Source organism: Methylobacterium sp. NPDC080182 (assembly GCF_050281105.1).
In the GTDB taxonomy this organism is placed as follows: domain Bacteria; phylum Pseudomonadota; class Alphaproteobacteria; order Rhizobiales; family Beijerinckiaceae; genus Methylobacterium.
The window spans coordinates 561,368-584,489 of the sequence record NZ_JBNNWO010000002.1; the positions used below are offsets into that span (position 1 = coordinate 561,368).

Consider the following 23,122-nt stretch of genomic DNA (forward strand, 5'->3'; position numbering starts at 1 on the left):
GCAACCGGCATGCCAATTGACCGACGGCCGCTACATTTCTTTAACCACCTGCTGGAGATAGCTTTTTTCAAGCAGGCTCCCGGCAGGGCCGCGGGCGGTCTTGCGGATTCCCGCACGCCGCCGGCCGGAACGGTCCGGATCTCCGCACTGGCCCGCCGCCGGTGAGCGGGCACCCGCCCTCCGGTCACCGCCCGCCTTCGCGCCGGGGTGTCGCCGTCGTGGTCGGGCTCTGCGCGATCCTCGTGACGGCGTGGCTCGCCGGGCGCGCCGCGGAGCGCTGGGCCCTCTCGGACCTGCGGCGCGGCGCCCGTTCGGCGATCGGCCTTCAGGTCGGCGTCCTGCTCGCGGAGATGCAGAAGCAGGCGTCCCTGCCGCTGGCGCTCGCGGCCGACCCCGAGGTCGCCGCCGCGGTCGGTCCCGATCCCGGGCGCGACCTCCTCGACCGTGTCGACCGGCGGCTCGCCCAGGTCGCCGCCGCCACGGGTTCGGCGGTCATCTACATCATCCGTGCCGACGGACTCACGGTCGCGGCGAGCAACGCGGGCGAGGATCGCAGCTTCGTCGGCCGGGACTACGGGTTCCGCCCGTATTTCAAGCAGGCCCTGGCCGGCGGGGCCGGCTCCCAGTTCGCCCTCGGCACCGTCAGCGGACGGCCGGGCCTGTACCTCGCGCGCCGGATCGGGGCCGGGAGCGGGGTCGTCGTGGTGAAGGTCGAGTTCGACGCCGTCGAGTCGGCGTGGCGGGCCACCCGCGAGGTCACCTTCGTCACCGACGCCCGTGGCATCGTCCTCGTCACCAGCGAGCCGGGCTGGCGCTTCGACACGCTCAACGCCGTCGACGCGGCCGAGCGCGCCCGGATCGAGGCGGGACAGGAATTCGGCGACGCCCGCCTGGAGCGCCTGCCGCTCCATCCGGTCGCGGGCGAGCCGGACGTGGTGCGGGTCGGGCGCGGGTCGCTGCCGGCCTGGAGCGCGATCCTGTCGCAGGCGCCCGTACCGGGCACGGACTGGCAGCTGCGGACGCTGACGCCGCTCGGCACCGCCGTCGAGCGGGAACGCCTGCAGGCCTGGATCATCGCGGCCCTCGTCACGGCATTCGCCGGGTACGGGATCTTCGCGCTCACCGATCGCGGCCGCCGGACCCGGGCGCGGCTCGCCGAGGCCGCGGCGCGCCGGGCGGAGCTGGAATCGAGCGTCGAGGCGCGGACGCGGGCGCTGCGGGAGACCAATGCCCAGCTGCGCGCCGAGATCGCGGAGCGGCAGCGCGCCGAGGCCGAGCGCGAGCGCCTCGGCCGCGAACTGGCGCAGGCCGGCCGGCTCGCGGCGCTGGGCCAGTTCGCGGCCAGCATGGCCCACGAGATCAACCAGCCGCTGGCGGCGATCCGCTCCTACGCGGACAATGCCGCGATCCTGATCCGCCGCGGGCGGGGCGAGGACGCGGCCGAGAATGCCGCCGCCATCGGGCGGCTCACCGACCGCATCGCCGGCCTCACCCGGCAACTCAAGGGCTTCGCCCGCCGCGCCTCGCCGCGGCGGGAACCGGTTTCCCTGCGTGAGGTGGTGGCGAACGCGCTGGAGCTCGTGGCGGCGCGCGCCGCCGCGCTGCACGTCCCGCTGGAGGCGGACCGGCCCGCCCCGGATCTGCGCGTCCTCGGGGACGGCCCGCGGCTGGAGCAGGTCCTGGTCAACCTGCTGCAGAACGCCGTCGACGCCGTGACGGGTCGCGAAGAGGCCCGCGTCAGCCTGCACCTCGTCGAGGGGGACGAGCGCGTCGCGATCGAGGTGGCCGATACCGGGCCCGGGATCCCCGCGGAGGTGCGCGGCCAGATCTTCGACGCCTTCTTCACGACCAAGGCGGACGGCCTCGGCCTGGGCCTCGCCATATCCCGCGGGATCGTGGAGGATTGCGGCGGGAACCTGATCCTGGCCGGCGACGACGGCGCCGGGACGGTCTTCCGGATGGAGATGATCCGGGCGGCGGACGCGGTCCCGAACGTGGGCAAGCCCGTGGGAGCGACACCGTGAGCGGACCGGCGGACGCGCAGGCGGGGACCGAGCGCGTCGTCTTCATCGACGACGAGGCCGACGTGCGCCGGGCCAACGGCCAGAGCCTGGAGCTCGAGGGTTTCGCCGTCGAGGCCTTCGCGGCCGCCGAGCCGGCGCTCGCGGCGATCCTGGCCGCGCCGCCCGGCGTGGTCGTCACCGACGTGCGGCTGCCGGGGCTCGACGGCGTCGCCCTCCTGACGCGGCTGCGCCGGGTCGACCCCGACCTGCCGGTCATCCTGATCACCGGCCACGGGGACATCCGCATGGCGGTGGCCGCCATGCAGGACGGGGCCTACGACTTCCTGGCCAAGCCCTATCCCGCCGAGGCGCTCGTCGTGTCCGTGCGCCGGGCGCTGGAGCGGCGGCGGCTCGTGATCGAGAACCGGGCGCTGCGGGCCCGGCTCGACGCGGCGATCGAGGAGGATCCGGCTTTCCTCGGGACCTCCCCGGAGATCGTAGGCCTGCGCGCCCTGGTGCGCGAGGTGGCGCAGGCCGACGTCGACGTGCTGGTTTTCGGCGAGACCGGGTCCGGCAAGGAGGTCGTGGCCGGCGCCCTGCACCGGTGGAGCCGCCGCGCGGAGCGAAACCTCGTGGCCATGAATTGCGGGGCGCTGCCCGACAGCGTCGTCGAGAGCGAGCTGTTCGGGCACGAGGCCGGCGCCTTCACCGGGGCCCTCAAGCGCCGGGTCGGCCGCATCGAGCACGCGCAGGGCGGCACGCTCTTCCTCGACGAGATCGAGAGCATGCCGCTGCCGCTGCAGGTCAAGCTCCTCCGCGTGCTCCAGGAGCGCACCGTGGAACCGCTCGGCACCAACGAGGTGCGCCCGGTCGACATGCGCGTGGTCGCCGCCACGAAGGTCGATCTCGGGCAGGCGGCCGCGCAGGGCACCTTCCGCGACGACCTCTATCACCGGCTCAACGTCATCACGATCGCGATCCCGCCCCTGCGCGATCGCGGGGAGGACGTGCTGCTGCTGTTCCAGCACTTCCTGCGCCGGGCCGCGGAGAAGTTCGGGCGCCCGGTGCCGCCCGTCACGCCGGCGATCCGCGAGCACCTGCGCCGCCACGCCTGGCCCGGCAACGTCCGCGAGCTCGGCCATTTCGCCGAGCGCTGCGCGCTGGGCCTCGCGGCGGCGGCGCAGCCCGCGGCCGAGAGGGCCGCCGCCAGCCTCACCGACCAGGTCGATCGCTTCGAGCGGCAGCTGATCCGCGACGAGCTGATCATGGCCGGCGGCGATGTCCGCGCCGCCGCGGAAGCCCTCGGCCTGCCGCGCAAGACCCTCTACGACAAGATGGCCCGGCACGGTCTGACCCCGGGCGACTACCGCTAGGGCCGTCGCCCGGCCCGAGCCACCGACGGTGCCGGCGCGATCACGGGAGCGCCGCGACGGCGACCTGCCGAAAAGGGGTACGCGGGCCGGTGCGGAAACTGCTTAGCGTAGCGGACGGATCCCCCCGCCGAGCCGCCCATGCCCCGCTTCTTCATCGACCTGCACGACGGAACCGAGCTCGTCCGCGACAAGGACGGCTACGACCTGCCCGGTCTCGAAGCCGCCCGGTCGCAGGCCGTGAAGATCATGACGCGGATCGCGCAGGGGCTCTCCGACCGGCCCGGGCGCCAGGATTACATCGCGGCGGTCCGCGACGACACGGGCGTGGTGCGGATGCGCTTCCGCGTGTCGCTCGATGCCGGCCCCGTCGGCTGACGTGCCGAGACGCCGAGCGGCCCCGGCGCGCGCGCGGCCGGGACAGGTCCACCTGGCGTTCGCGTCGATTTGGCGTAGGCTGGCGTTCCCTAGCCTAGGAGGGACGACATGGGTCTGATCGCCTTCATCCTGATTGGTGGCCCCTGGGTGGCGGCAACGGCGTGGCTCTGGCACCAAGCCGGCGGCGCGGAGGCTTGGCGCAACGCCGTCCACGGCACCGTGCCTGGCAGGCAGTGACGCGGCCCGCGCCCACCGTACGCCTCCGACGCTCCTGACGGGCGCGGCTCTCCGGATCCGGTCCGCGGTATCACCACCGGCACGGCCGGGGGCGGCCACGCTGTCGACCGCGCTGCGAGCCGGGGCGAGAACGCGTCCCGCGCTGCGCGGCGGCTCAGAGCCGGCTCGGCGCTCGGGTGCCCGCGCCCGACACCCCGCTCACGCCCGCGCTGCTCGAACGGGCCGCCGTGCCACCGTCGAGCCCCCGAACGAGCAAGCTCAGCGCCAGGAGGGCGAGGAGAAGGCCCGCGGCCTTGTTCATCCGATTCAGAACTTGGCTGGTCACGCAGCGCCGGAACAGGGACACCGCGGTGTTGAGCACCACCCACCAGCCGAACGAGCCGACGAAGACACCGGCCGCCAGGACCGGGAACGGTGCGGTCCCGCGCTCGAGGAAGGCCGGCATCGCGGCCAGGAACAGCACGGGGGTGACCGGATTCGTCAGGGCCAGCACGACCGCGCTGCCGTAGCTCACCGCCAGCGTGTCGCGGCACGCGCGGCCCTCCTGCAGCACCGAGACGCTGCGAAGCACCCGGACCGCGAGGGCGAGAAGCACCGCCCCCGAGATCAGGGAGAGAACGGCGCCGTTCGACCACACCGCGGCGAGCTCCGCGCCCCAGCGCATGACGAGACCCCCGTATGTCAGGTGCACGGTGGCGACACCGAGCCCGGTGGCGAGGCCGGTCGACAGGCCGCCTGACAGCGTTCGCTGAACGCACAGCAAGCTCGTCGGCCCGATCGGCGCGGCGATGGACAGACCGAGACTCGCGCCGGTGAGCAGTGCCGTGGCGACGACGCTCATGGCACCGGGAATCCGGTCAGTCGTCTTCCGCGCGGTCGAGGGGCGAGGCGGCCGCCCGGGACCCCGCGGCCGCCCTGTCGGTGCCCGGGCACCCGATGTGATCGCGCTCCACGGCGGACGACGCTTGGGCACACGCGATGTCCGGCATGTCGTTCAGCTCGTCGGCGCGGGCGCCGACGCAGAACATGACGACCACGGCGGTGGCGACGACTGTTTTCATGGCTGTTCCTCCCTCGCGTCGACACACTAGGGAGGGCCGGAACCCTGGCATCCTCTGTTCGGCGGATGGCGCTGCCAGCGCCGCGCCGCGCTCCTCGCCGGCGTCCCGGTCGGGCGACAAAGCACCGTGGCGCCAGGCACTTACACAGCTGCGCCGGCGCTCCGGGCGGCCGTGTCGACGCCGCGTATCCGGGGCCGGGGGGCGGTGAGTCCGTCGAAACGGCCCTCGGCGCACCGTCCCTGCCGGACGGCATCCTCTGTTTGAAGGATGCAAATGTCGGTTTTGGACTGATATTGGTATTACCGCGGTCAGAAGAATCGTCGCGGGACGTGCCAATGCGGGAAGCGCTTATCGACCGGATCTACGAGGCTGCGGGCACGCCGGAACTCTGGCCCGACGTCCTCCAGTCCATCGGCGATATGGCGAACTCGGACGGCGCTGTGCTCACGGTGCTCCCGCCCGTCGGGACCTCCCGCTGGATCGCCTCACCGGCCCTGGAGCAGCGACTCGGTCACCAGACCGGCGCGGGGCGCAGCAGCGGTCGGATGGCGCCGTGGCGCACCGACGCCCAGGCGGGCTTCACGCGCGACGTCGACCTCGTGCCGGCCTCCTACGAAGGCTGGCCCCGCGAAGGCGACAGGCCGTTCTGGCAGGTGGGCACAACGATTCCCCTTTCGACAGGCGACATCGCGATCGTGACCGCCGAACGGCGGGCTCAAACCGGCCCCCATGAGGCCTCCGTCCTGCCCGGACTGGACGCCTTGCGGCCACACCTCGTGCGCGCCTGCGAGCTCAGCGCCCAGTTCAGCTGCGAGCGCGGCCGCGTCACGACCGCGACGCTCAGCCAGATCGGACTCCCCGCCGCCGTTCTGTCGGCCTCGGGTCGGGTGCTGACCATGAATGCCCGGCTGCAGGAGCGGGAGGAGGTCCTGCCCCTCGGCCAGCACGGCGGCCAGCTCTTCAAGAGCCTGATCAACAGCAAGCTGTTGCAGGACGCGATCGGCAACGTCGTTGGCGGCCGGCGCGCGGCGCAGACGATGCCGGTGCGCAGCTACTCTGATCACCGTCCTCAGATCGCTCACGTCATGCGCCTGAAGCAGCGCCCCGGCGACGTCTTCGGTGCCTCGGCGGTGCTCCTCGTTCTCGTGCATGTCGGCGCGCGGGCGGTTCCGGACGACGGCCTGCTGAACATGCTGTTCGACCTGACCCCGGCGGAGGCGCGGTTGCTCCAGGCGCTCGCCGGAGGCTTGCGTCTGCAGAGCTACGCCGAGAGCGTCGGCGTCCAGACAAGCACCGTCCGCACCCAGCTCAACTCGATCTTCAACAAGACCGGAACGAAGCGGCAGGCCGATTTGCTGAGCATCGTCACGTCGCTCGCGCTCTTCAGCGGGCAGACGACGAAGCGCCTGGGCGCGGCGTGAATCACATATCGGCGTCGCGGAGGAAGGCGGCCAGCACCTGCGCGGTCGGAAAGGCCTCGAAAGCCCCGAACTGGCAGGTCGTGAGCGCACCGCAGGCCGCGGCCTGCCGCAGGATCGCGTCGAGGGGCTCTCCCGCGAGCAGGCCCGCGATCAGCCCGGCCGTGAACGCGTCCCCCGCGCCGACCGTATCGACCGCCGCGACCGCGAAGGCCGGCTGGCGGAGGGGGGGCAGTCCGGGGCGGAACGCCACCGCGCCGCGCTCTCCCAGGGTCACGATCAGCAGTCCGAGGCCTCCGGAGAGCAGGGCGGCGATCCCCGGCGTCGCTTCCGTGACGTCCGCGATGGCGTCGGGAGTCCCGAGGCCGAGGTCGGCGGCCTCGACCGCGTTGACGACGAGGATCGCGGTATCGGCCAGGATCGCCGGGTCGATGGGGCGCATCGGGGAGGGATTCAGCAGCGTGGGGATGCCCGCCTGCCGAGCGAGCGCGAACGCCGCTCGGATCGAGGCGTCCGGCGATTCGAACGTCGCCGCCACGAGGTCCGCCCGCTCGAGGCGGGCGGCGACGGCTCGGACGTCTTCCGCACCGAGGGCGAGGTTGGCCCCGAGGCAGACCGCGAGACAGTTCTCGCCGGCCGCGTCGACGAACGCGACGCCGGCGCCCGTCGAGCCGGCATGCGGCACCAGCATGTCCTCGGCGAATCCGACCCGCGCGAAGGTGGCGCGGACCATAGGGGAGAACACGTCCGTGCCGACGGCGAAGAGTCCGTCCACCCCGACGCCGAGCTGGTGCGCGGCGAGCGCGAGGTTGAAGCCCTTGCCGCCAGGCTCGGCGAGGAAGGCCAAGCCATCGAGGGACTCGCCCGCCTGCGGCAGCCGCGCGACCTTGACCGAGCAGGCGATCACGAAGCTTCCGACGACGAACAGGCGCATGGAGCGCTCCGAACCTGTACACTGCGAATAGCTGTACCGGAGGCCGATCGGACGTGCGCCCCAAAAATCGGACGATCAAGGGTGATGTCGAGGCGGACCTCGCGGAGGGCGAGCGTCCCTCCGTGCTCTCTCTCCTCCGCCTGCGCGCCGACACGGCGATGCCGCTGTACCGGCAGATCGAGGGTCAGCTTCGCGAACTGATCCTGTCGGGCTCGCTGCCGCCGGGCGTCACCTTGCCGGCCGAGCGCCAGCTCGCCGACAGCCTCGGGGTCAGCCGCGTGACGGTCCAACGCGCCTATGCCGAACTCAGCGACAACGAGCTGCTCGTCCCGCGCGGGCGCTGCGGGTTCCTCGTGCGCCGTCCCCCCGAGCCCGTGCGCCCGGGTATGGACCGGCTCAAGGGCTTCACCGAGGAGATGCGGGAGCTGGGGAAGATCCCATCCTCGCGCATCCTCGATCGGGCGGTCACCGAGGACCGCTCGATCGCATCGATCTTCGGCCTGCCCTCGACGGCCCCGTTCCTGCGTCTGACGCGCGTTCGCTCCGGCGACGGCGTGCCGATGTCGCGCGAGGTCGCCTGGTACAACATCCGCGCCGTGCCCGCCCTCGAGACCGGCGACCTCTCCGGTTCCGTCTACGCCTTCCTGAGCGCGCACCCGGGCGGCCGCCTCGTGCGCTGCGAGCAGACGGTGGAGGCGACCATGCCGACGGCTGACGAGTGCGAGATCTTCGCCTTCGAACAGCCCCTCCCGTGCCTGCTGATCAAGCGCCACAGCTACAATCAGGACTCGGTGATGATCGAGTACGTGGAAGGCCTGTTCCGAGGCGATGCCTATCGCTATCGGCTGAATCTGCGCGCGTAGTGTGCCCGGCTGACCGAACCGGACTCGCTTCCGTACGGTGCGCACGACGGGCTGGGCGATGCCCCGCTCGAACCGCTTCCAGCCCGCGCCGGGGACCCGCCTCCTTCAGGAAAGAGCTCTCCACTCTCGCCGGGCAAGGCGATTCCGCCGAGGCCGCCATCCGTCGCCCACCGCCGCCACGGCACGGGAGCGACGGCCGAGCTTCGCCCTTTTAACGGACGGGAACGCCCCGATGCCTCGCGTGGAACAGCGAGAAGCGCCGTGGTACACCTGATGTCTCGCGAGCGATCAGCCGGCGCAGCCAGCCATCCCGCTTCGGTCCGGAGCACACGATGAGCGAGTCCTCGACGGCGCCGACCCTGGCGACCCTGGCGACAGCCCGGGCCGGCCGGACGCAGCGTCGGCTCGCGGTCGCCGTCAGCCTCCTGTTCGGGGCCGTCACCCTCGCGCTGCTGCCGTTCGCCAACCGCCCGATGCCGCCGATGCCGGGCTTCGTGCCCGTCTACCAATCGGCGCTGATCGTGGTCTACGGCCTGACCACGTACCTGTTCCTCACGCAGTACCGCCGCATCGGCTCGGCGCCGCTGCTCGTGCTCGGGGCCGGCAGCCTCTACGTGACGCTCGTCGTCCTCCTGCAGATGCTGTCGTTCCCGAACGTCCTCGCGCAGGGTTGGCTCCTCGGCGACGGGCCGGATACCACGACGTGGCTCTGGACCTTCTGGCATCTCGGGCCGCCGCTCTTCGCGCTGCCCTACGCGCTCCTGGAGGGCGACGAGCGTCCGCCGCAGGCCCCGCGCGGAAAGGCCGGACGGATCGGCTGGGCCACCGTCGCCGGGACCGTCGCGGCCGCCGCGCTCACCGGCGTGGTGGCCGTCCGCTACGTCCACCTCCTGCCGAAATGCGTCGAGGGCGACGATTACTGGTTGCTCACCACCTCGGGCATCGGGCCGGGCGTGGTCGCCCTGACCGTCGTCGCGCTGGCCGTGCTGTGGTGGAAGACCCGCCTGCGGACCGTGCTGCAGCTCTGGCTGACCGTGTCGCTTCTGCTGCTCGTCTTCGACAACATGGTCACGCTTCCGGGCGCCGCCCGCGGCACGGTCGGCTGGTTCGCGGGCCGGATGGAAGCCCTGGTGGCCGGCTTCATCCTGCTCGGCGTCTACCTGCGCGAGGTCGACTTCCTGTACGCCCAGGCCGCGGCCGCCGCCGAGGACCGGGAGGCCCGGCGGGCGGAGCTGCAGCGTGCCCGCGACAACCTCGCCCTGGCGCTGGAAGCGGCCGAGATGGGCGACTGGGAGCTCGACCTCCGTGGCAACACGGCGCGCCGGTCGCCGAGGCACGACGCGATCTTCGGCCACAGCGCTCCGGTCGCGGCATGGGACGTCGGGACCTTCGTCGAGCACGTCGTCCCCGAGGACCGAGACGCCGTGCGGGCGGCGTTCGATGCCGCCATCGGGACGGGCCGCCTCGACATCGACTGCCACATCCGGCGGGCCGAGGACGGGGCCGCCCGCTCGGTCACGATGCGGGGCAAGGTCTACCGCGACGGGAGCGGCCAGCCCCGGTCCATGGCGGGCGTCGTGATGGACACGACGCGCCAGCGCGAGGCCGAGGAACGCCTGAACCAGGCTCAGAAGATGGAGGCCATCGGCCAGTTGACCGGCGGCGTGGCGCACGACTTCAACAACCTGCTGACCATCATCGTCGGCAACCTCGACATGATCGTGCGCAAGCCCGACAACCCGCAGCGCGTCGAGAGGCTGGCCACGTCGGCAATGACGGCGGCGCGGCGCGGGGCCGAGGTCACCGAGAAGCTGCTGTCGTTCTCGCGGCGCCAGGTGCTCCGGCCCGAGACCGTCAACCCCAACCGGCTGCTCAAGGACTTCCAGGCCCTGCTGAAGCGGGCCGTCGGCGAGACCGTCGAGATCCGGTTCGACCTCGACGCGGTCCTCGATCCGGTCCGGCTCGATCCGGGACAGTTCGAGAGTGCGGTGCTGAACCTCGCGGTCAACGCCCGGGACGCGATGCCGGACGGCGGCGTCCTGACGGTCAAGACCTGCAACGGGCACCTCGATGCCGCGGAGATTCCCGACCGGCCCGACCTGCGGCCGGGCGCCTACGTGCTCGTCTCGGTCACCGACACGGGCCAGGGCATGGACGCCGCCACGCGCAGCCGCGCCTTCGAGCCGTTCTTCACGACCAAGGATGTCGGCAAGGGAACGGGCCTCGGCCTCAGCCAAGTCTACGGGTTCGTGCGGCAGGCCGGAGGGCACGCGCAGATCAAGAGCGAGCCCGGCGCCGGCACCTCCGTCGAGCTCTACCTGCCGCGCTCGGCCGAGAGGGCCGTCGAGGCCCGGCCGGACAACACCCTCCCGCTGCGGCGGGCGGCCTCCGGTGAGGTGGTGCTCGTGGTCGAGGACGAGCCGGCGGTGCTGGAGATGGCGGTCGAGAGCCTGGGCGAGCTCGGTTACCGGACCCTGACCGCGACCCGGGCGTCGGAGGCCCTGGAGCGGCTGGGCGGCCCCGAGCGCATCGATATCCTGTTCTCGGACGTCGTCATGCCCGGTGGCATGAACGGCGTGCAGCTCTCGGTCGAGGCCCGGCGCCTGCGTCCCGGCCTGCGGGTGCTCCTGACGTCCGGGTACACGGGCACGGCGCTCGACGAGCACGCGGTGCCGGCCGACCTGCCTCTCCTGAGCAAGCCCTATCAACGGGACGAACTCGCCAACAAGCTCCGGGTCGTCCTGGGCTGACCCCCCGGACCCACGGCATTCCGCCCCGCGATCGCGCGGCGTCGCGGACGGGTTGTCCGTCAACAGGCCTGAAGGCTTAACCCGGCCTTAACCGACCGGTTCAGCCCGCAGCAGCGGCATGTCGGCATGCTCCGTCCGTCCTCAACGGCGCCGGTACGCGCAAGGAGCTGTCCCATGCCCATCATGCCCTGGATCCACGATGCCCTCTCTGTCGGCAGCTTCGCCGCCGTCGTCCTCGTCGCGCGGCAGGCGCTCGTGCGGCGCGATCTCGGGCTGTCCGGCCTGCCGGGCCTCGAACGCCTGCGCCGGTCGCTCGGGCCCGGCACCGGGTTCCGTGAGCGGCGCCGGTTCACGTCGCCCCGGACCAGCGGCAACACCGCCTTCGACGCCTGGCGCGACGGCGAGATCGGCCGCATCGAGGGGGAGCGCCGCGCGCTCGAAACGCGTCTCCGGGACTTCGAGGGTTTCGTCGACGCGCTGAAGCGCGCCAAGGATCGCGCGACCTTCGAGCGCTTCGTGGCGGAACATCCCGCGGGATCGGGGGCAGCGGTCGACATCGCCGGCACCGCCGATCAGGCCGAACATCGATAAGGCTAGGTCGCCTCAGGGTTGCACCGGAGCGTCGGGGCCACGCCGTCGAGGATCAGGATCCTCGTCTCCTCTACGCCGCCCCGCGCGACGCTTCGAAGACCGCGGCGAAACCTCCGAAGATCATCCGCGCCCCGTCGAATGGCATTGTCAGATCGCGGAAGCGCGGATCGGTCCGCATCGCGGCCTCGCACCGGTCTGCCGTTTCCCGGTCGGGCCAGAGGATCCACCCGAGGACGACGCTCTCGCCGTCGCGAAGGGCGACGGACCGCCGGAAATCGGTCCGCTCGCCCTCCGGAACGTTGTCGCCCCAGGCCTCCATCTGGTGGAGCGCGCCGTACTCCCGGAACAGCGCCCAGGCCGCCCTGGCCGACGCGACATAGGCCTCCCGGTTCGCGTCGGGAACCGGCGTGACGAACCCGCTCACGTAAGTCATGGGTTGCCTCCTCGAGTCGGGGTGCGCGCGGAAAGGCTTCAAGCCGGAGCCTGCACTCGCGTCATGGCCTCGGGGTCCATCCACATCAGCTCGATGACGTGGCCATCCGGATCCTCGATGTTCCGGCCGTACATGAACGTGCCCATCTCCTGCGGCGGGCGGGGACCGGGACGTCGTGCAGCGGTTCGTCGGACTGTTTCCCCTGCCGGGCAAGGCATTCTGATCGCTTTGGCGGGTGCAGACCGGATCACGACCGACCGTCACTCGACCAAGCCGAACTCGCTCTCGAAGCCGAGTCTTCCCCTCTCGGTGACGCGGATGGCGCGCCCGTCGCGCTGACGCTCGATCCACCCGAGATCCTCGCAGCGGCGGCACAGGGCGGCTCCGAGACGGCCGGCGAGGTGCGGTCTCCGCTCGCTCCAGTCCAGGCAGGGGCGGCAGAGCAGGCGGCGGGTTCGTCCGGCCGGTTCGACTTCGACACCGAACGCGGCCAGCCACGCACTGCCGAATGCGGTCACTTCACCCGCCTCCTCGCCCAGGACGATCAGTCCCCGTGCGACCAGCGCATCGGCGATCCCGACGCCGAGCCGTCCGGCGAGGTGATCGTAGCAGGTGCGGGCCTCGCGCAAGGCTGGATCGATCCGCGGCGTCGCTCGGCGCGACGCTTCCTCCGGCTCGCCCCGGTTCGCGATCACCATCATGGCCTCGAGCATGCGGGCGACCTCGACGGAGGCGAGGCGGAAGTATCGGTGCCGACCTTGGCGCGACACCGTGAGCAGGCCGCCGGCCACGAGCTTCGTCAGGTGCTCGCTCGCGGTGGCTGGCGCGACGCCGGCCGTCCAGGCCAGTTCGGTCGCGGTCAGCGCTCGCCCGTCGATCAAGGTCGACAGGATATTGGCGCGGCTGGGATCTCCGACGAGCGCGCCGATCTCGGAGAGTGCAGGACCCTGCGTCATGAGCTGAACCTACACGCGCTCAACGCCCGCCGCATCCGACGACGCTTCGGTTTGGACCGAAGCGTTTACGGCTGACTCGGCTGGGATCCCTGGATCAGAGTGGGAGCGAGAAGCTGGAGAACCGGGCCACGTCTGTGCCCAGGGTTCGCCAGCCACGGCAGGAGGTAACGCCCATGACGCCCGATAAGATGGACGACACGCAGGAGCATCATCGGATCGAAGATCCGCGATCCGGGCCCACACTGTTCCTTCGCCGGCTGTCTCCCCAGTTCCGGGGTGAGCGAGACGGTCTGACGACCGACGCCGCGTGGCTGCTCGATGCCTTCTCCGGCACCCCGGACCGGCGTGACATCAAGCTCGGGCGCGGCACGCATCCGATGCATCTCGAGGCCGGGCGTAGGGCCCTCTGACGAGCCTCCGCCGCATGTCTGAGTGAGCCGGTCCCGGCTTGAATTGTATCGACACCCAGGGAGGAGCCCATGTTCTCCGTCATCTTCGAAGTCCGACCCGGCGACGGTCGCAAGGACGCCTATCTGGAACACGCGCGCGTGCTGAAGCCTGAACTCGAGGGCATCGACGGCTTCATCGACAACGAGCGCTTCACGAGCCGGACGCGGCCGGGCTGGGTCCTTTCGCACTCGACGTGGCGGGACGAGAAGTCGGTGATCCGCTGGCGCACCCATGCCGGTCATCACCTGATCCAGGGGAAAGGCCGGTCCGAGGTGTTCGCGGACTACCATCTCCGCGTCGGCGAGGTGACGGCTGACACCCACCCGCCGGCGGGACATCGGGTCCGCGAGCAACGCCTCGATGAGACGGAAGTCGGCCAAGCCAAGGCCTGTACACTGTCGGAGGCGATGTCGGCGGACCGGCCCACGCATTTCGATGTCGACCTCATGGCCATGCTCGGTCTCGACCAGCGGACCGAGGGGCTGGTGAGTTGGGACGCGTTCGATTCCTTCACCAATCCGGGAAAGGTGCTGGTGCTGCTGTCGTGGAGAGATGCCGGCGCGGCGAACGCCGTCTCATCGGTCGCCGGCACGCGCCTCCGAGCTGTTCGGATCATTCGCGACTACGGGATGTTCGACAGGCGTGAGAGCCCGCAATATCACCCGGCCGTGCAAGCCCCGGGATAGGGCCCGACGACGAGAACCGGGCATCAACACCTTCGGCGTCGCTCCGTCATCGGTCTCGCGAATGCGGACCCGGTGGCACGACGCGGTCGTCCCGCGGCCTGCCCTGCGATCATGTGTGCGACCGGCCCGGGGAACCGGATCACGGACGAGGCGACCGATCCACGAGGCGGTCACCTCGCTGGCGGCACCCCAGGGCTCGCCCGCTCCCGTTGCACGAGCAGTCGGCTGCCCTCTGGGGGCGCGGCCCTTTCGGACGAGGGGGTTCAAGTCTCGGCGATGAGGTCCTTGATGCGGGAGGCGAGGGTCTCCAGCACGAACGGCTTGGTCAAGACCTGCATCCCGGGCCGAAGGTAGCCGTTCCCGAGCACGGCGTTCTCCGCGTACCCGGTGATGAACAGCACCTTCAGGTCCGGTCGCCGCTCGCGGCCGGCGTCCGCCATCTGTCGCCCGTTCATGCCCCCCGGCAGGCCGACATCCGTCACCAGCAGATCGATGCGCACGTCCGCCTGCAGCACCTTCAGGCCGGCGACGCTGTCGGCGGCCTCGATGGCGGTGTAGCCCAGGTCCTCCAGCACCTCGGTGACCAGCATGCGCACCGAGGGCTCGTCGTCGACGATCAGCACCGTCTCGCCCTGGCCCGCTTGCTCGACCTCGGAAAGCCTGCGCGCGACCGCGTCCTCGTCGGCCTCGCCGTAGTGCCGCGGCAGGTAGAGGCAGACCGTCGTCCCCGCGCCGACCTCGGAGTAGATCCGCACCTGCCCGCCGGACTGCTTGGCGAAGCCGTAGACCATGGACAGGCCGAGGCCCGTGCCCTCGCCGGTGGGCTTTGTGGTGAAGAACGGCTCGAACACCTTTCCGATCAGGTCCGGCGCCATGCCGGTGCCGGTGTCGGTCACGCAGACGCCGAGATACTGGCCGGGCGCGAGGTCGTGCTGGCGGCCGCCGACCTCGTCGATCCACCTGTTGGCGGTCTCGATGGTGATGCGACCACCGTCCGGCATCGCGTCGCGGGCGTTGATGCACAGGTTGAGCAGCGCGTTCTCCAGCTGGCCCGGGTCGATCAGCGCCGGCCACAGCCCCGCAAGACCGACGACCTCCAAGTGGACGGCCGGACCGACGGTGCGCCGGACCAGCTCCTCCATGTCGTGGACGAGGCGGTTCACGTTGGTGGGTTTGGGTTCGAGGGTCTGGCGGCGGGAGAAGGCCAGCAGGCGATGCGTCAGGGCGGCGGCCCGCTTGGCCGCGCCCTGGGCGACGCTCATGTAGCGGTCGAGGTCACCCATCCGCCCCTGGCTCATCCGCGTCTGCATCAGTTCCAGGGAACCGGAGATGCCCGCGAGCAGGTTGTTGAAATCGTGTGCGAGGCCGCCGGTCAGCTGGCCGACCGCCTCCATCTTCTGCGACTGCCGCAGAGCCTCCTCCGTCTTGGCCAGCGCCTCGGCCTGCTGCTTGATCTCGGTCACGTCGCGCACGGACGAGTAGATCAGCCCGTCGCGGGGCACCGCGTTCCAGGACAGCCAGACATAGCTGCCGTCCTTGCGGCGGTAGCGGTTCTCGAACGTGAGCTGGGCCTCCCCGCGCGACAGTCCCCCCGCCGCCGCCACGGTCGACGCGACGTCGTCGGGGTGGACGAAATCGAGGAACGGCCGCGCCTTCATGTCGGCGTCGGTCCACCCGAGGGTTCGCGACCAGGCCGGGTTGAGGCCGACGAAGTAGCCGTCGAGGTTGGCCACGCAGAGCAGGTCGGACGAGGCCTGCCAGATCTGGTCGCGCTCGGCGGTCCGGACGGCGACCTGGCGGGCGAGGTCGGCCTCCGTCTGCACCCGGACGGTCACGTCCTGCACGAAGACGTGGAAACCGTCGACGCGGCCGCCGGCGGTCCGTCGCGGCAGGTAGCGGATCTCGGCGACGCGGTGGCGCCCGTCGCGGTGCGGCCAGTCCGTCTCGAAGGTGACGGGCTCACCCCCGAGCGCCCGATCGATGAAGGGTCGCCGCACGGCGTAGGCGGCGGGGCCGAGCAGCTCGCGGACATCGCGTCCGACGACCTCGCCGGGCAGGGCGGAGAACCAGTCCTTGTAGGCCTCGTTGGCGAAGCGGTAGACGTGGCCGGCGTCGATGAACGCGATCAGCACCGGCAGCGCGTCGGTGATGAGCCGGAGCTCGCGCGCGCTGGCCTCCGCCAGCAACTCGGCGCTCCTGCGCGCGGTGATGTCGCTGAAGAAGACCGCGACGCGGTGGTCGCGCGGGTCCCCGACCCGGTGCGCACGCACGTCGAACCAGCGCCCGAACACGGCGGCGTAGTTCTCGAAATGGGCGGGTTCCCCGGTCAGGGCGACGCGGCCGTAGCTGTCGAACCAGTGCCGTTCGAGGTCGGGCGCGAACGTGCTGACCCAGCGGCCGGCGACGTCGGCGCCCGTCTGCCGGGCGAAGGCCGGATTGGCCTCCTCGATCAGGTAATCGACCGCCCGTCCGTTTGCGTCGAACCGCATCATGAGGATGCAGAACCCGACCTCGACCGTCTCGAATAGCGTCCGGTAACGGGCCTCGCTCTCCTGCAGCGCCGCCTCGGCCAGGCGGCGGTCGTGGATGTCCTCGACCACCCCGTACCAGGCCACGATGGCGCCGGCTCCGTCGCGGCGGGGACGCGCGCGCGCCCGCATCCAGCGGTACGTGCCGGTCGCCGCGATGTTGATGCGATAGTCCACGTCGACCGGCTCGCCCGAGGCGAGACAGGCCGAGAATACCGCGACCGTGTGGGGGACGTCCTCCGGATGCAGGGCCTTCATCCAGCCCGCGCCGTCGGGTTCGCCGGGTGCCTGGCCCGTCAGTTCCAGCCAGCGGTTCGAGTATGAGGTGATGTTGCCCGCCGGGTCGCAGGTCCACGGCACCTGGGGATTCAGTTCGACGGTATGCCGGAGGTGGGCCTCGCGCTCCCTCAGCGACCCTGCGGCCTCGTGCTCGGCCGTGCGGTCGCGGACAATCTTGGTGAACCCGCGATGAGCACCGGCCTCGTCGAGCAGCGGCATCATCTCGCCCGACGTCCAGACGCGACTGCCGTCCTTGCGGAGGTGCCAGCGCTCGACGGAGGCGCGCGCCTCGCTCGTCGCGAGCCGCATCTCGGCCTCAGGGCGCCCCTCCGCACGGTCCTCGGGCGTGAAGATCCGGTCGGCGGGCTGCCCGCGCATCTCCTCCGCCGTCCAACCGAAGATCCGCTCGGCGCCGGGGTTCCAGGCGATGACCGAGCCGTCGCGGTCGGTGACGACGATGGCGAAGTCCCTGACGTTGTCGAAGACGACCCGGTGGCGCCATTCGCTCGCTGGCGCGTCCTGCCCGGCGGTCCGATGCACCGGGCGCACCTCCCGGCCGACGGTCTCGCCCCCTGCCTCCGGCAGCCTCGAGCGCAGGCGCAGCACCTCCGCCTCAAGTTGCGCGCGCGACATCGCGCCGACGTCCGGGCCGATCGATTTCACCGTCTCCCGAATGGCCGGCGTCTCTTCGAAGTCGTGCATCAGGAGGCCAAGCCATCCAGTCCCGGCCGGTTCCGTTTAGAGAGATCACGGTTGCCCGCCGGTTCGGACCGGCAGCCGCGGTCCGCCCGGCAATCGTGGCCGCCGCGTCATGCGATGGACGGATACCGTCCTGAACTTTCAAGACGGGACGGTGTTCGCCGGCATCAACCTTCGCCTGCCTTAAAGGGTCGCGACCCGATCAGCTGTCGGGCCGGCCGAGATCGAAAGGTCGGTAGCGCTCGACGCGCCGATCTCCGTCCTCGACGGCAAGCCGTACAAGATCCTGAAGCAAGTTCAGACGTCCATTGCTTCGCGGCAAGCGAGACGGGATTGAAAAGTGAGTGGCTTCGCGTGCGACCGAAGCGGTCGAGCGAAGAACTGATCGTCTTGGAGACCGGCCGCTCGCGGAAGGATTTGCGATCCTCAGGATCAGCGTTCCGGCTGCGGCCCAGATCCGACACAGAGGCCGGCACGCTCAGAGGAGAATTGAATTTATAGACGAAGATTACTGAAACTGTTGGTAGCGAGGGAGGGATTTGAACCCCCGACACAAGGATTATGATGCCCCGCTTTTTCGCTTTGAACCAAGCATTTAGCTATCAAATCGGCGGCAAACCGCTCCGCTAGCATCAATGGCTTAGGTGTCGGATTGTCAAACCACCCGGCGGCACCCCGACCTCCAAACGAACCCTGGCCGCCGCTCGAGGCGAACGGTCTCGCCGTCAGCAAGACGCGTCAGACCTGGGCACGGTGGCGAGCGTCGCAATGAGATGCGCTGGCCTCGGGCAGCAAACGACCCACGTCAGACGGTGGGCGAACGCGACACGATACCCGGAGCAGCAAACGACCCAATCTAGCCGCTCGCATCGTCGTCGGCGCTTCTCCAAAGCGGTCGCTCGTCAGTGGTCCGCCAACTTCGGCTCGGGGTGAGGGCGGTTTCTCGCTGTGGGGCTGAAATCGGACGTTCGAGCGGTTAGCGGCAGTCGGCGCGAGTTTGGCGCGATGGGCTGTGCAAGGCCGAGGCTTTGACGACAGCCTCGAGATTCTTTTCAACCGATGTCACATCCCGCGTTCGTGCGTCGTCACCCTCGTGGACCGATCACGAGGAGAGAGTGCGATGAGCCATTTCATTCCGGTTTTGGCTGGCCTGCTCGGCGTAGGATTAACCGGCAACGGCATCTTCATGCTGGCCTCGCCTGAAAATTGGTACTTCGCGGTGCCAGGCGTGACCTCGACAGGGCCATTCAATCAGCATTTCTTACGCGATATCGGCCTGATCTTCGTGCTGATCGGTACGGGATTTCTCTACGGGGCGGCGAGGCCCGATTCGCGTGCTCTGCTTTGGAGCATGGCTGCAATCTGGCTCTCAGGGCACGCGCTATTCCATTTCTGGGAGGTTGCAGTGGGCATTTGCGGACCGGAGGTGCTGCCCCGTGACTTCCCTGCGGTGACACTTCCTGCGCTTCTTGCGGTCGCCCTCAGCGTTTGGTCGCTTCGCCATGCCGACCACTGATGATCCGACCCTCATCTTCGAACAGGAGCGGACGCGGCTTGTCCGGCTCGCATACCGCATGCTCGGTTCATTCGGTGAGGCCGAGGATGTCGTGCAGGACGCCTGGCTCCGCTGGCGGTACGTCGACCATGCTGGTGTATCGTCGGCCGGAGCATTCCTGTCACGCACGGTGACGCGGCTCTGCCTGGACGTCATGAAGTCCGCCCGCGCACGGCGAGAGACATACTTCGGAACTTGGTTGCCCGAGCCCGTCGCCATGGCTCCGGACGACGCCTCTGGCGATGACATAACACTCACACTGATGCTCGCCTTGGAGCGGCTCTCTCCTCTGGAGCGGGCCGCGTTCCTCCTGCACGACGTTTTCGCGGTTCCGCTTGGGGAAATCGCGGCGACACTTCAGCGTGAGCCGCCAGCGGTCCGTCAGCTCGCAGCCAGAGCGAGGAGGCACGTGCAGTCGGCACGTCCGCGCTTCCCCGTCGACAGGGAGGAGGGAACACGCATCGCTAAAGCCTTCTTCGAGGCGTCAGCGACAGGCGACGTCGCGGCGCTTCGCAGCATGCTCGCGGAAGCGGTCATCGTGCACTCCGATGGTGGCGGGAAGGTACACGCATTCCCGCGGCCTATCATCGGCATCGACAAGGTCATGCGTATGTTTGAGGGAGCTGCGCGGAAGTCGTGGATCCAGCATGCCCAGAAGCTGCAGGACCTCTGGATCGATGGCCTGCCGGGCTATTTCAGCCTGGAGCCGGGCGGAACCCTCCAGACCGTGGCCCTCGATATCCAGGGCGGCCTGATCATCGGCATCTACTTCACCCGCAACCCGGACAAGCTCGAACGTATGGCAAGGCTGTTCGGAGGGGCAGCGGGAGAGCTGATGCCTCAATGAGTCTCACCGCCGGGCGCTTGCGAGCTCCCTGCGGCATACCTTGGAAAAGGTACAGAGTGGATCGAGGTCGCCGGCGTGGTGGATGTCGGCAAAGGACGAGAGACTCTTATGCGGGGCGAAGTAAGTCTCGCCGATGCGTTGCATGACACGCTCCGCCTCTTCGAGCGTTTCCGAACCGCCGAAGAGCCGGATCTTGTTCACGATGGCATACAGGTTCACAAGTTTGGCCGGATCTTTGAGGTCATGCTGGAAGGCGTCGCCGAACAAGGTCGACGCCCTCGAATGAACTCGCCGTAGAGGGCTTCCCGTCGCGCGCGGTCCTGCACCAGCAGAGTTGCTCGCTCCTGGCTGTGTTGCGTCAGCCATGTCGTCGCGAAGGAGGCCATCGCGCCAATGCTGGAACCCGCAAGCGCGGAAAGCGCCGAGACGTAGGCCGCATCCATCGGCAGCATACCTCAGGCCACGCGCTTCGGCTGCGCGGCCAGCCAGTCGCTGTAGCGCCGCTTTGACAGCCAAGCGTCACCAGTGGGTGTCAACCAGCGATCTTCGAGGAGCACTCCAAAATAGGGAGCGGTGTCGTCCGTGATGACGTCACGCGTTTCGCCGATGCCGTCGAAGTGGCGCTTCACCAGCTCGGCCATCGGCAGCCGCTCAGGACCGGCAATCTCGATCATGCCGTTACGAGGTGGTGCGAGCGCGGCCTCAGCGACCTTCGCGGCTACATCGGCCGATGCAATCGGCTGGATCGAGGCGGAGGTCACCCGGGCGACGCCGTCGATGATAGCCGCTCCCGCAATCGTGCCGACGAACTCGAAGAACTGCGTGGCGCGGACCAGCGTCCAGGGCACGCCCGCCGAGGCGATCAGTTCCTCCTGGGCCAGCTTCGCGCGGAAGTAACCGCTGTCGAGCAGGAGCTCGGTCCCGACCACCGAGAGCGCCACGTGGTGCCTGACGCCCGCAGCCTTCTCTGCCGTCGCGAGGTTCCGTCCGGCGCGGACAAAAAAGTCCATCGCCGCATCGTCAGCAAAGGACGGCGCGTTGGCGACGTCGACGACGACGCTGGCTCCCTGCAACGCATCCGCGAGTCCTTCGCCCGTGACAGCGTTCACCCCCGTATTGGGCGAGGCCGCGAGCACCTCGTGGCCGGCGCTCCTCAGGTTGACGACGACCTGCGAGCCGATCAGCCCAGTGCCGCCGATGACGACGATCTTCATGTGACGCTCCATCTCAGCTCCAATCCCTTTGGGACGGGCGCGGTCATGACGAGGAGCGCCCCTTGCAGTGTGACATCGGCGTGGAAGATCAATGCGCCCGACTTGGGCCTAGCGAGGGCTTGACCTTGTGGGATGCTCGGGACCGGGGCAGCCGTGGGAAGGAGCCATTTCAGTTCAAACCTGCCGGGACGGTGCACGAGCCGACGGAGGCGCATCCTCAGGACCGATCCCGATCCCGAGGATGAACGATTGTCGATGAGGCACCCGTGCGCGAACTCCCGTGTTCAACGGACGACCGGGCCAGCACGGGCTCCATGCACTCAGAAGTCCCAGAACACGGGAACCCACCGAAAAGCGTCGCCATCAGCCGCAACCCGGCCGACGGACGGGAACGGCAGGTGAGTGGCGATCAACTGCTCGCCGGTCGCCGCCAATTCCCGCAGAAGCCGAACGCGAACGCGAGCCGCCTCCTTGGGATCGTGTTCGAAGCCGTTGTGCCAGTCGGGATGCTCGAATCCGACCGCGAACACGGCGTCGCCGGCGAATGTAAGCCGATCGCCGCCGGATGAAAGGCGGACCACGCTGTGCCCGGGAGTGTGACCGCCGGTGCGCTGGACCATCACCCCCGGCGCGACGTCGTACTCTTCGTCGAACAGTCGCAGCTGATTGCGGTACTCTTGCGCGAACCGCTTAGCGGCCGCTCTGAGCGCATCAGGAAACCCCTCTGGCATGTCGACCTGCGTGAAGTCAGGCGCCTCCCAGAATTTGACCTCGGCAGCCGCCACGTGGATCCGCAGATCCGAGCGCAGCCGCTCCTTCACTCCGTCAACGAGGAGCCCGCCGACATGGTCCATGTGCATGTGAGTGAGCACCACGTCGGTCACAGCCGCGAGATCAATGCCAGCGGCCTCCAGTCGCCTGACCAGTTGCCCGGCCCGCGGCAGGTTCAGGTTCGGGTCCAGCCCCAAGCCGGCGTCGATGAGGATGGTCTGGCCGCCGCTGCGGACGACAACCACGTTCAGCGACCAGTCGAACGCGTCCGACGGCAAAAACATGTCGTTGAGCCACGCCGCCCTTTCGGCCGTATCGACGTTGTGTCCCAACATCTTGGTCGGGAGCGGCAGCACTCCATCGCTGACAACAAGCACATCGATCTTACCGACCCGCACCATGTAGCGCGATGGCACCAACTCCTCTCCTCGCACACGCGAAGAGCCAACGTATCCCGGACCGGTTCGTCTGGCATCGGCAGGTACTACAGCAGTCATCGTCATCCCTTCCATGGGACGCGCGCGCACCTGGCACGTCAGGATCATGAAACGCGCGTCATCGACAGAGACGAGACGGTGTCGGCAGATGTGACATGAGCGAAGGGAAGTCGAACCCCTCGCCCATGAATGTTCGTTTCGCCACGACAATTTCCTGGAGCAAACGGCCTCTTTTCGACCCAGGTCGGTCGGCGATGCCTCGGAGAGACTGCTCCGAAGCGGACGTCCGAGCGTGAACGAGCCACTTGAACGAGCCACGTGTCTGCCTGTCGAGTAGGAATGTGGCGTGGCATGTCACATCTCTGCGGGCCAGCTCGTCGTAGCTTCGAACGTCGATCGCCGGCGTTCCGAGCACTGGGATCCGTCATGAGTCAGAACAAGCGGCTGGTCTGGACTGAGGTGGCGCCGCAGGGCGCGAGGGCGCTTTTCGGCATTCACCACTACATCACCACGGGCACCGGCCTACCCCACGAATTGATCCACCTCGTCTTCTTGCGCGTGTCGCAGTGAGGGTCCCCCAGATTTTGGTCCGGCCGGAAGGTGAGCTTCCGGATCTCATTCGGCGGCCTGCAGGGCCGCCGCCAGGGCAAATTCCTGGGGCG

21 protein-coding genes and 1 pseudogene are annotated in these 23,122 nt (G+C 69.5%); 13 read left to right on the forward strand and 9 right to left on the reverse strand.

What is annotated here, in order from left to right; genetic code table 11:
* The first annotated feature begins 161 nt into the window (after positions 1 to 161).
* The 4 genes from ACQKQD_RS05840 (at position 162) to ACQKQD_RS05855 (ending at position 3,988) form a co-directional block, all read left to right on the forward strand.
* Positions 162 to 2,024 carry a sensor histidine kinase gene (locus ACQKQD_RS05840; RefSeq protein WP_427507750.1) on the forward strand — a complete coding sequence of 621 codons (1,863 nt, stop codon included), beginning with the start codon at positions 162 to 164 and terminating at the stop codon, positions 2,022 to 2,024.
* Positions 2,021 to 3,376 carry a sigma-54-dependent transcriptional regulator gene (locus ACQKQD_RS05845; protein WP_056521335.1) on the forward strand — a complete coding sequence of 452 codons (1,356 nt, stop codon included), beginning with the start codon at positions 2,021 to 2,023 and terminating at the stop codon, positions 3,374 to 3,376. Before ACQKQD_RS05840 ends, ACQKQD_RS05845 begins: the two co-directional genes overlap by 4 nt.
* A gap of 138 nt (positions 3,377 to 3,514) precedes the next feature.
* Positions 3,515 to 3,751, forward strand: a complete 237-nt coding sequence (locus ACQKQD_RS05850; protein WP_020091740.1) for a DUF6894 family protein — start codon at positions 3,515 to 3,517, stop codon at positions 3,749 to 3,751.
* Between the two features lie 108 nt (positions 3,752 to 3,859).
* A complete protein-coding gene (locus tag ACQKQD_RS05855) occupies positions 3,860 to 3,988 on the forward strand; it encodes a hypothetical protein (protein WP_020091741.1) in 129 nt (42 codons plus the stop codon).
* 154 nt (positions 3,989 to 4,142) lie between these two features.
* Here the strand turns inward: ACQKQD_RS05855 and ACQKQD_RS05860 are convergent, their stop codons facing one another.
* Together ACQKQD_RS05860 and ACQKQD_RS05865 are read right to left on the reverse strand one after the other, a co-directional pair.
* Entirely contained in the window at positions 4,143 to 4,829 is a 687-nt protein-coding gene (locus ACQKQD_RS05860; RefSeq protein WP_427507751.1) for a LysE family translocator, read from the reverse strand.
* Between the two features lie 16 nt (positions 4,830 to 4,845).
* Positions 4,846 to 5,049 (reverse strand): hypothetical protein, encoded by a 204-nt coding sequence (locus ACQKQD_RS05865; protein ID WP_427507752.1) that lies wholly within the window; start codon positions 5,047 to 5,049, stop codon positions 4,846 to 4,848.
* Positions 5,050 to 5,309: 260 nt separating this feature from the next.
* Between ACQKQD_RS05865 and ACQKQD_RS05870 the strand changes: the two genes are divergently transcribed.
* Positions 5,310 to 6,470, forward strand: a complete 1,161-nt coding sequence (locus tag ACQKQD_RS05870) for a helix-turn-helix transcriptional regulator (protein ID WP_427507753.1) — start codon at positions 5,310 to 5,312, stop codon at positions 6,468 to 6,470.
* Between the two features lies 1 nt (position 6,471).
* Here the strand turns inward: ACQKQD_RS05870 and ACQKQD_RS05875 are convergent, their stop codons facing one another.
* Complete coding sequence (locus ACQKQD_RS05875; RefSeq protein ID WP_427507754.1) at positions 6,472 to 7,401, reverse strand: PfkB family carbohydrate kinase; 930 nt, start codon at positions 7,399 to 7,401, stop codon at positions 6,472 to 6,474.
* Between the two features lie 53 nt (positions 7,402 to 7,454).
* Here ACQKQD_RS05875 and ACQKQD_RS05880 point away from each other — a divergent pair, with 53 nt between their 5' ends.
* The 3 genes from ACQKQD_RS05880 (at position 7,455) to ACQKQD_RS05890 (ending at position 11,605) form a co-directional block, all read left to right on the forward strand.
* Positions 7,455 to 8,264 (forward strand): GntR family transcriptional regulator, encoded by an 810-nt coding sequence (locus ACQKQD_RS05880; RefSeq protein ID WP_199866062.1) that lies wholly within the window; start codon positions 7,455 to 7,457, stop codon positions 8,262 to 8,264.
* Between the two features lie 332 nt (positions 8,265 to 8,596).
* Positions 8,597 to 11,014 (forward strand): MASE4 domain-containing protein, encoded by a 2,418-nt coding sequence (locus ACQKQD_RS05885; protein WP_427507755.1) that lies wholly within the window; start codon positions 8,597 to 8,599, stop codon positions 11,012 to 11,014.
* 174 nt (positions 11,015 to 11,188) lie between these two features.
* Positions 11,189 to 11,605 carry a DUF2852 domain-containing protein gene (locus ACQKQD_RS05890; RefSeq protein WP_427507756.1) on the forward strand — a complete coding sequence of 139 codons (417 nt, stop codon included), beginning with the start codon at positions 11,189 to 11,191 and terminating at the stop codon, positions 11,603 to 11,605.
* A gap of 70 nt (positions 11,606 to 11,675) precedes the next feature.
* Here the strand turns inward: ACQKQD_RS05890 and ACQKQD_RS05895 are convergent, their stop codons facing one another.
* Together ACQKQD_RS05895 and ACQKQD_RS05900 are read right to left on the reverse strand one after the other, a co-directional pair.
* Positions 11,676 to 12,038 carry a DUF1428 domain-containing protein gene (locus ACQKQD_RS05895; RefSeq protein WP_020091748.1) on the reverse strand — a complete coding sequence of 121 codons (363 nt, stop codon included), beginning with the start codon at positions 12,036 to 12,038 and terminating at the stop codon, positions 11,676 to 11,678.
* A 260-nt stretch (positions 12,039 to 12,298) separates the two neighbouring features.
* A complete protein-coding gene (locus ACQKQD_RS05900; protein WP_427507757.1) occupies positions 12,299 to 12,994 on the reverse strand; it encodes an ArsR/SmtB family transcription factor in 696 nt (231 codons plus the stop codon).
* Between the two features lie 173 nt (positions 12,995 to 13,167).
* Here ACQKQD_RS05900 and ACQKQD_RS05905 point away from each other — a divergent pair, with 173 nt between their 5' ends.
* Positions 13,168 to 13,404, forward strand: a complete 237-nt coding sequence (locus ACQKQD_RS05905) for a hypothetical protein (RefSeq protein WP_427507758.1) — start codon at positions 13,168 to 13,170, stop codon at positions 13,402 to 13,404.
* Positions 13,405 to 13,473: 69 nt separating this feature from the next.
* Complete coding sequence (locus tag ACQKQD_RS05910) at positions 13,474 to 14,130, forward strand: antibiotic biosynthesis monooxygenase family protein (protein ID WP_132366362.1); 657 nt, start codon at positions 13,474 to 13,476, stop codon at positions 14,128 to 14,130.
* A gap of 263 nt (positions 14,131 to 14,393) precedes the next feature.
* Here ACQKQD_RS05910 and ACQKQD_RS05915 read toward each other — a convergent pair whose 3' ends face one another.
* Positions 14,394 to 17,639 carry a PAS domain S-box protein gene (locus tag ACQKQD_RS05915; protein WP_427507759.1) on the reverse strand — a complete coding sequence of 1,082 codons (3,246 nt, stop codon included), beginning with the start codon at positions 17,637 to 17,639 and terminating at the stop codon, positions 14,394 to 14,396.
* 1,117 nt (positions 17,640 to 18,756) lie between these two features.
* Here ACQKQD_RS05915 and ACQKQD_RS05920 point away from each other — a divergent pair.
* Both ACQKQD_RS05920 and ACQKQD_RS05925 read left to right on the forward strand, forming a co-directional pair.
* A complete protein-coding gene (locus tag ACQKQD_RS05920) occupies positions 18,757 to 19,152 on the forward strand; it encodes a hypothetical protein (protein WP_091678599.1) in 396 nt (131 codons plus the stop codon).
* The gene (locus tag ACQKQD_RS05925; protein WP_091678597.1) at positions 19,139 to 20,038 is read left to right on the forward strand and encodes a sigma-70 family RNA polymerase sigma factor; all 900 of its coding nucleotides are present in this window, start codon (positions 19,139 to 19,141) and stop codon (positions 20,036 to 20,038) included. The genes ACQKQD_RS05920 and ACQKQD_RS05925 overlap by 14 nt, the downstream gene beginning before the upstream one ends.
* A 3-nt stretch (positions 20,039 to 20,041) precedes the next feature.
* Here the strand turns inward: ACQKQD_RS05925 and ACQKQD_RS05930 are convergent, their stop codons facing one another.
* The 3 genes from ACQKQD_RS05930 to ACQKQD_RS05940 all read right to left on the reverse strand — a co-directional run bounded on the left by ACQKQD_RS05930 (position 20,042) and on the right by ACQKQD_RS05940 (position 22,520).
* Positions 20,042 to 20,305, reverse strand: coding sequence for a hypothetical protein (locus tag ACQKQD_RS05930; protein WP_427507760.1), 264 nt, complete (start codon positions 20,303 to 20,305; stop codon positions 20,042 to 20,044).
* Between the two features lie 188 nt (positions 20,306 to 20,493).
* A complete protein-coding gene (locus ACQKQD_RS05935; protein WP_170862911.1) occupies positions 20,494 to 21,252 on the reverse strand; it encodes an SDR family oxidoreductase in 759 nt (252 codons plus the stop codon).
* Positions 21,253 to 21,572: 320 nt separating this feature from the next.
* Entirely contained in the window at positions 21,573 to 22,520 is a 948-nt protein-coding gene (locus ACQKQD_RS05940) for an MBL fold metallo-hydrolase (RefSeq protein ID WP_427507772.1), read from the reverse strand.
* Positions 22,521 to 22,886: 366 nt separating this feature from the next.
* On the opposite strand from ACQKQD_RS05940, the pseudogene ACQKQD_RS05945 reads away from it, so the two are divergent.
* Positions 22,887 to 23,027, forward strand: a pseudogene (locus ACQKQD_RS05945) (carboxymuconolactone decarboxylase family protein); the annotation flags it as partial.
* Between the last annotated feature and the right edge of the window lie 95 nt (positions 23,028 to 23,122).

Excerpts from the sequence above, each read along its gene's own strand:
- ACQKQD_RS05850 (WP_020091740.1), top strand. The coding sequence starts at position 3,515 with ATGCCCCGCTTCTTCATCGACCTGCACGACGGAACCGAGCTCGTCCGC.
- ACQKQD_RS05855 (WP_020091741.1), top strand. The coding sequence starts at position 3,860 with ATGGGTCTGATCGCCTTCATCCTGATTGGTGGCCCCTGGGTGGCGGCA.
- ACQKQD_RS05860 (WP_427507751.1), bottom strand. The coding sequence starts at position 4,829 with ATGAGCGTCGTCGCCACGGCACTGCTCACCGGCGCGAGTCTCGGTCTG.
- ACQKQD_RS05865 (WP_427507752.1), bottom strand. The coding sequence starts at position 5,049 with ATGAAAACAGTCGTCGCCACCGCCGTGGTCGTCATGTTCTGCGTCGGC.
- ACQKQD_RS05875 (WP_427507754.1), bottom strand. The coding sequence starts at position 7,401 with ATGCGCCTGTTCGTCGTCGGAAGCTTCGTGATCGCCTGCTCGGTCAAG.
- ACQKQD_RS05885 (WP_427507755.1), top strand. The coding sequence starts at position 8,597 with ATGAGCGAGTCCTCGACGGCGCCGACCCTGGCGACCCTGGCGACAGCC.
- ACQKQD_RS05890 (WP_427507756.1), top strand. The coding sequence starts at position 11,189 with ATGCCCATCATGCCCTGGATCCACGATGCCCTCTCTGTCGGCAGCTTC.
- ACQKQD_RS05895 (WP_020091748.1), bottom strand. The coding sequence starts at position 12,038 with ATGACTTACGTGAGCGGGTTCGTCACGCCGGTTCCCGACGCGAACCGG.
- ACQKQD_RS05900 (WP_427507757.1), bottom strand. The coding sequence starts at position 12,994 with ATGACGCAGGGTCCTGCACTCTCCGAGATCGGCGCGCTCGTCGGAGAT.
- ACQKQD_RS05905 (WP_427507758.1), top strand. The coding sequence starts at position 13,168 with ATGACGCCCGATAAGATGGACGACACGCAGGAGCATCATCGGATCGAA.
- ACQKQD_RS05910 (WP_132366362.1), top strand. The coding sequence starts at position 13,474 with ATGTTCTCCGTCATCTTCGAAGTCCGACCCGGCGACGGTCGCAAGGAC.
- ACQKQD_RS05915 (WP_427507759.1), bottom strand. The coding sequence starts at position 17,639 with ATGCACGACTTCGAAGAGACGCCGGCCATTCGGGAGACGGTGAAATCG.
- ACQKQD_RS05920 (WP_091678599.1), top strand. The coding sequence starts at position 18,757 with ATGAGCCATTTCATTCCGGTTTTGGCTGGCCTGCTCGGCGTAGGATTA.
- ACQKQD_RS05925 (WP_091678597.1), top strand. The coding sequence starts at position 19,139 with ATGCCGACCACTGATGATCCGACCCTCATCTTCGAACAGGAGCGGACG.
- ACQKQD_RS05935 (WP_170862911.1), bottom strand. The coding sequence starts at position 21,252 with ATGAAGATCGTCGTCATCGGCGGCACTGGGCTGATCGGCTCGCAGGTC.
- ACQKQD_RS05940 (WP_427507772.1), bottom strand. The coding sequence starts at position 22,520 with ATGACTGCTGTAGTACCTGCCGATGCCAGACGAACCGGTCCGGGATAC.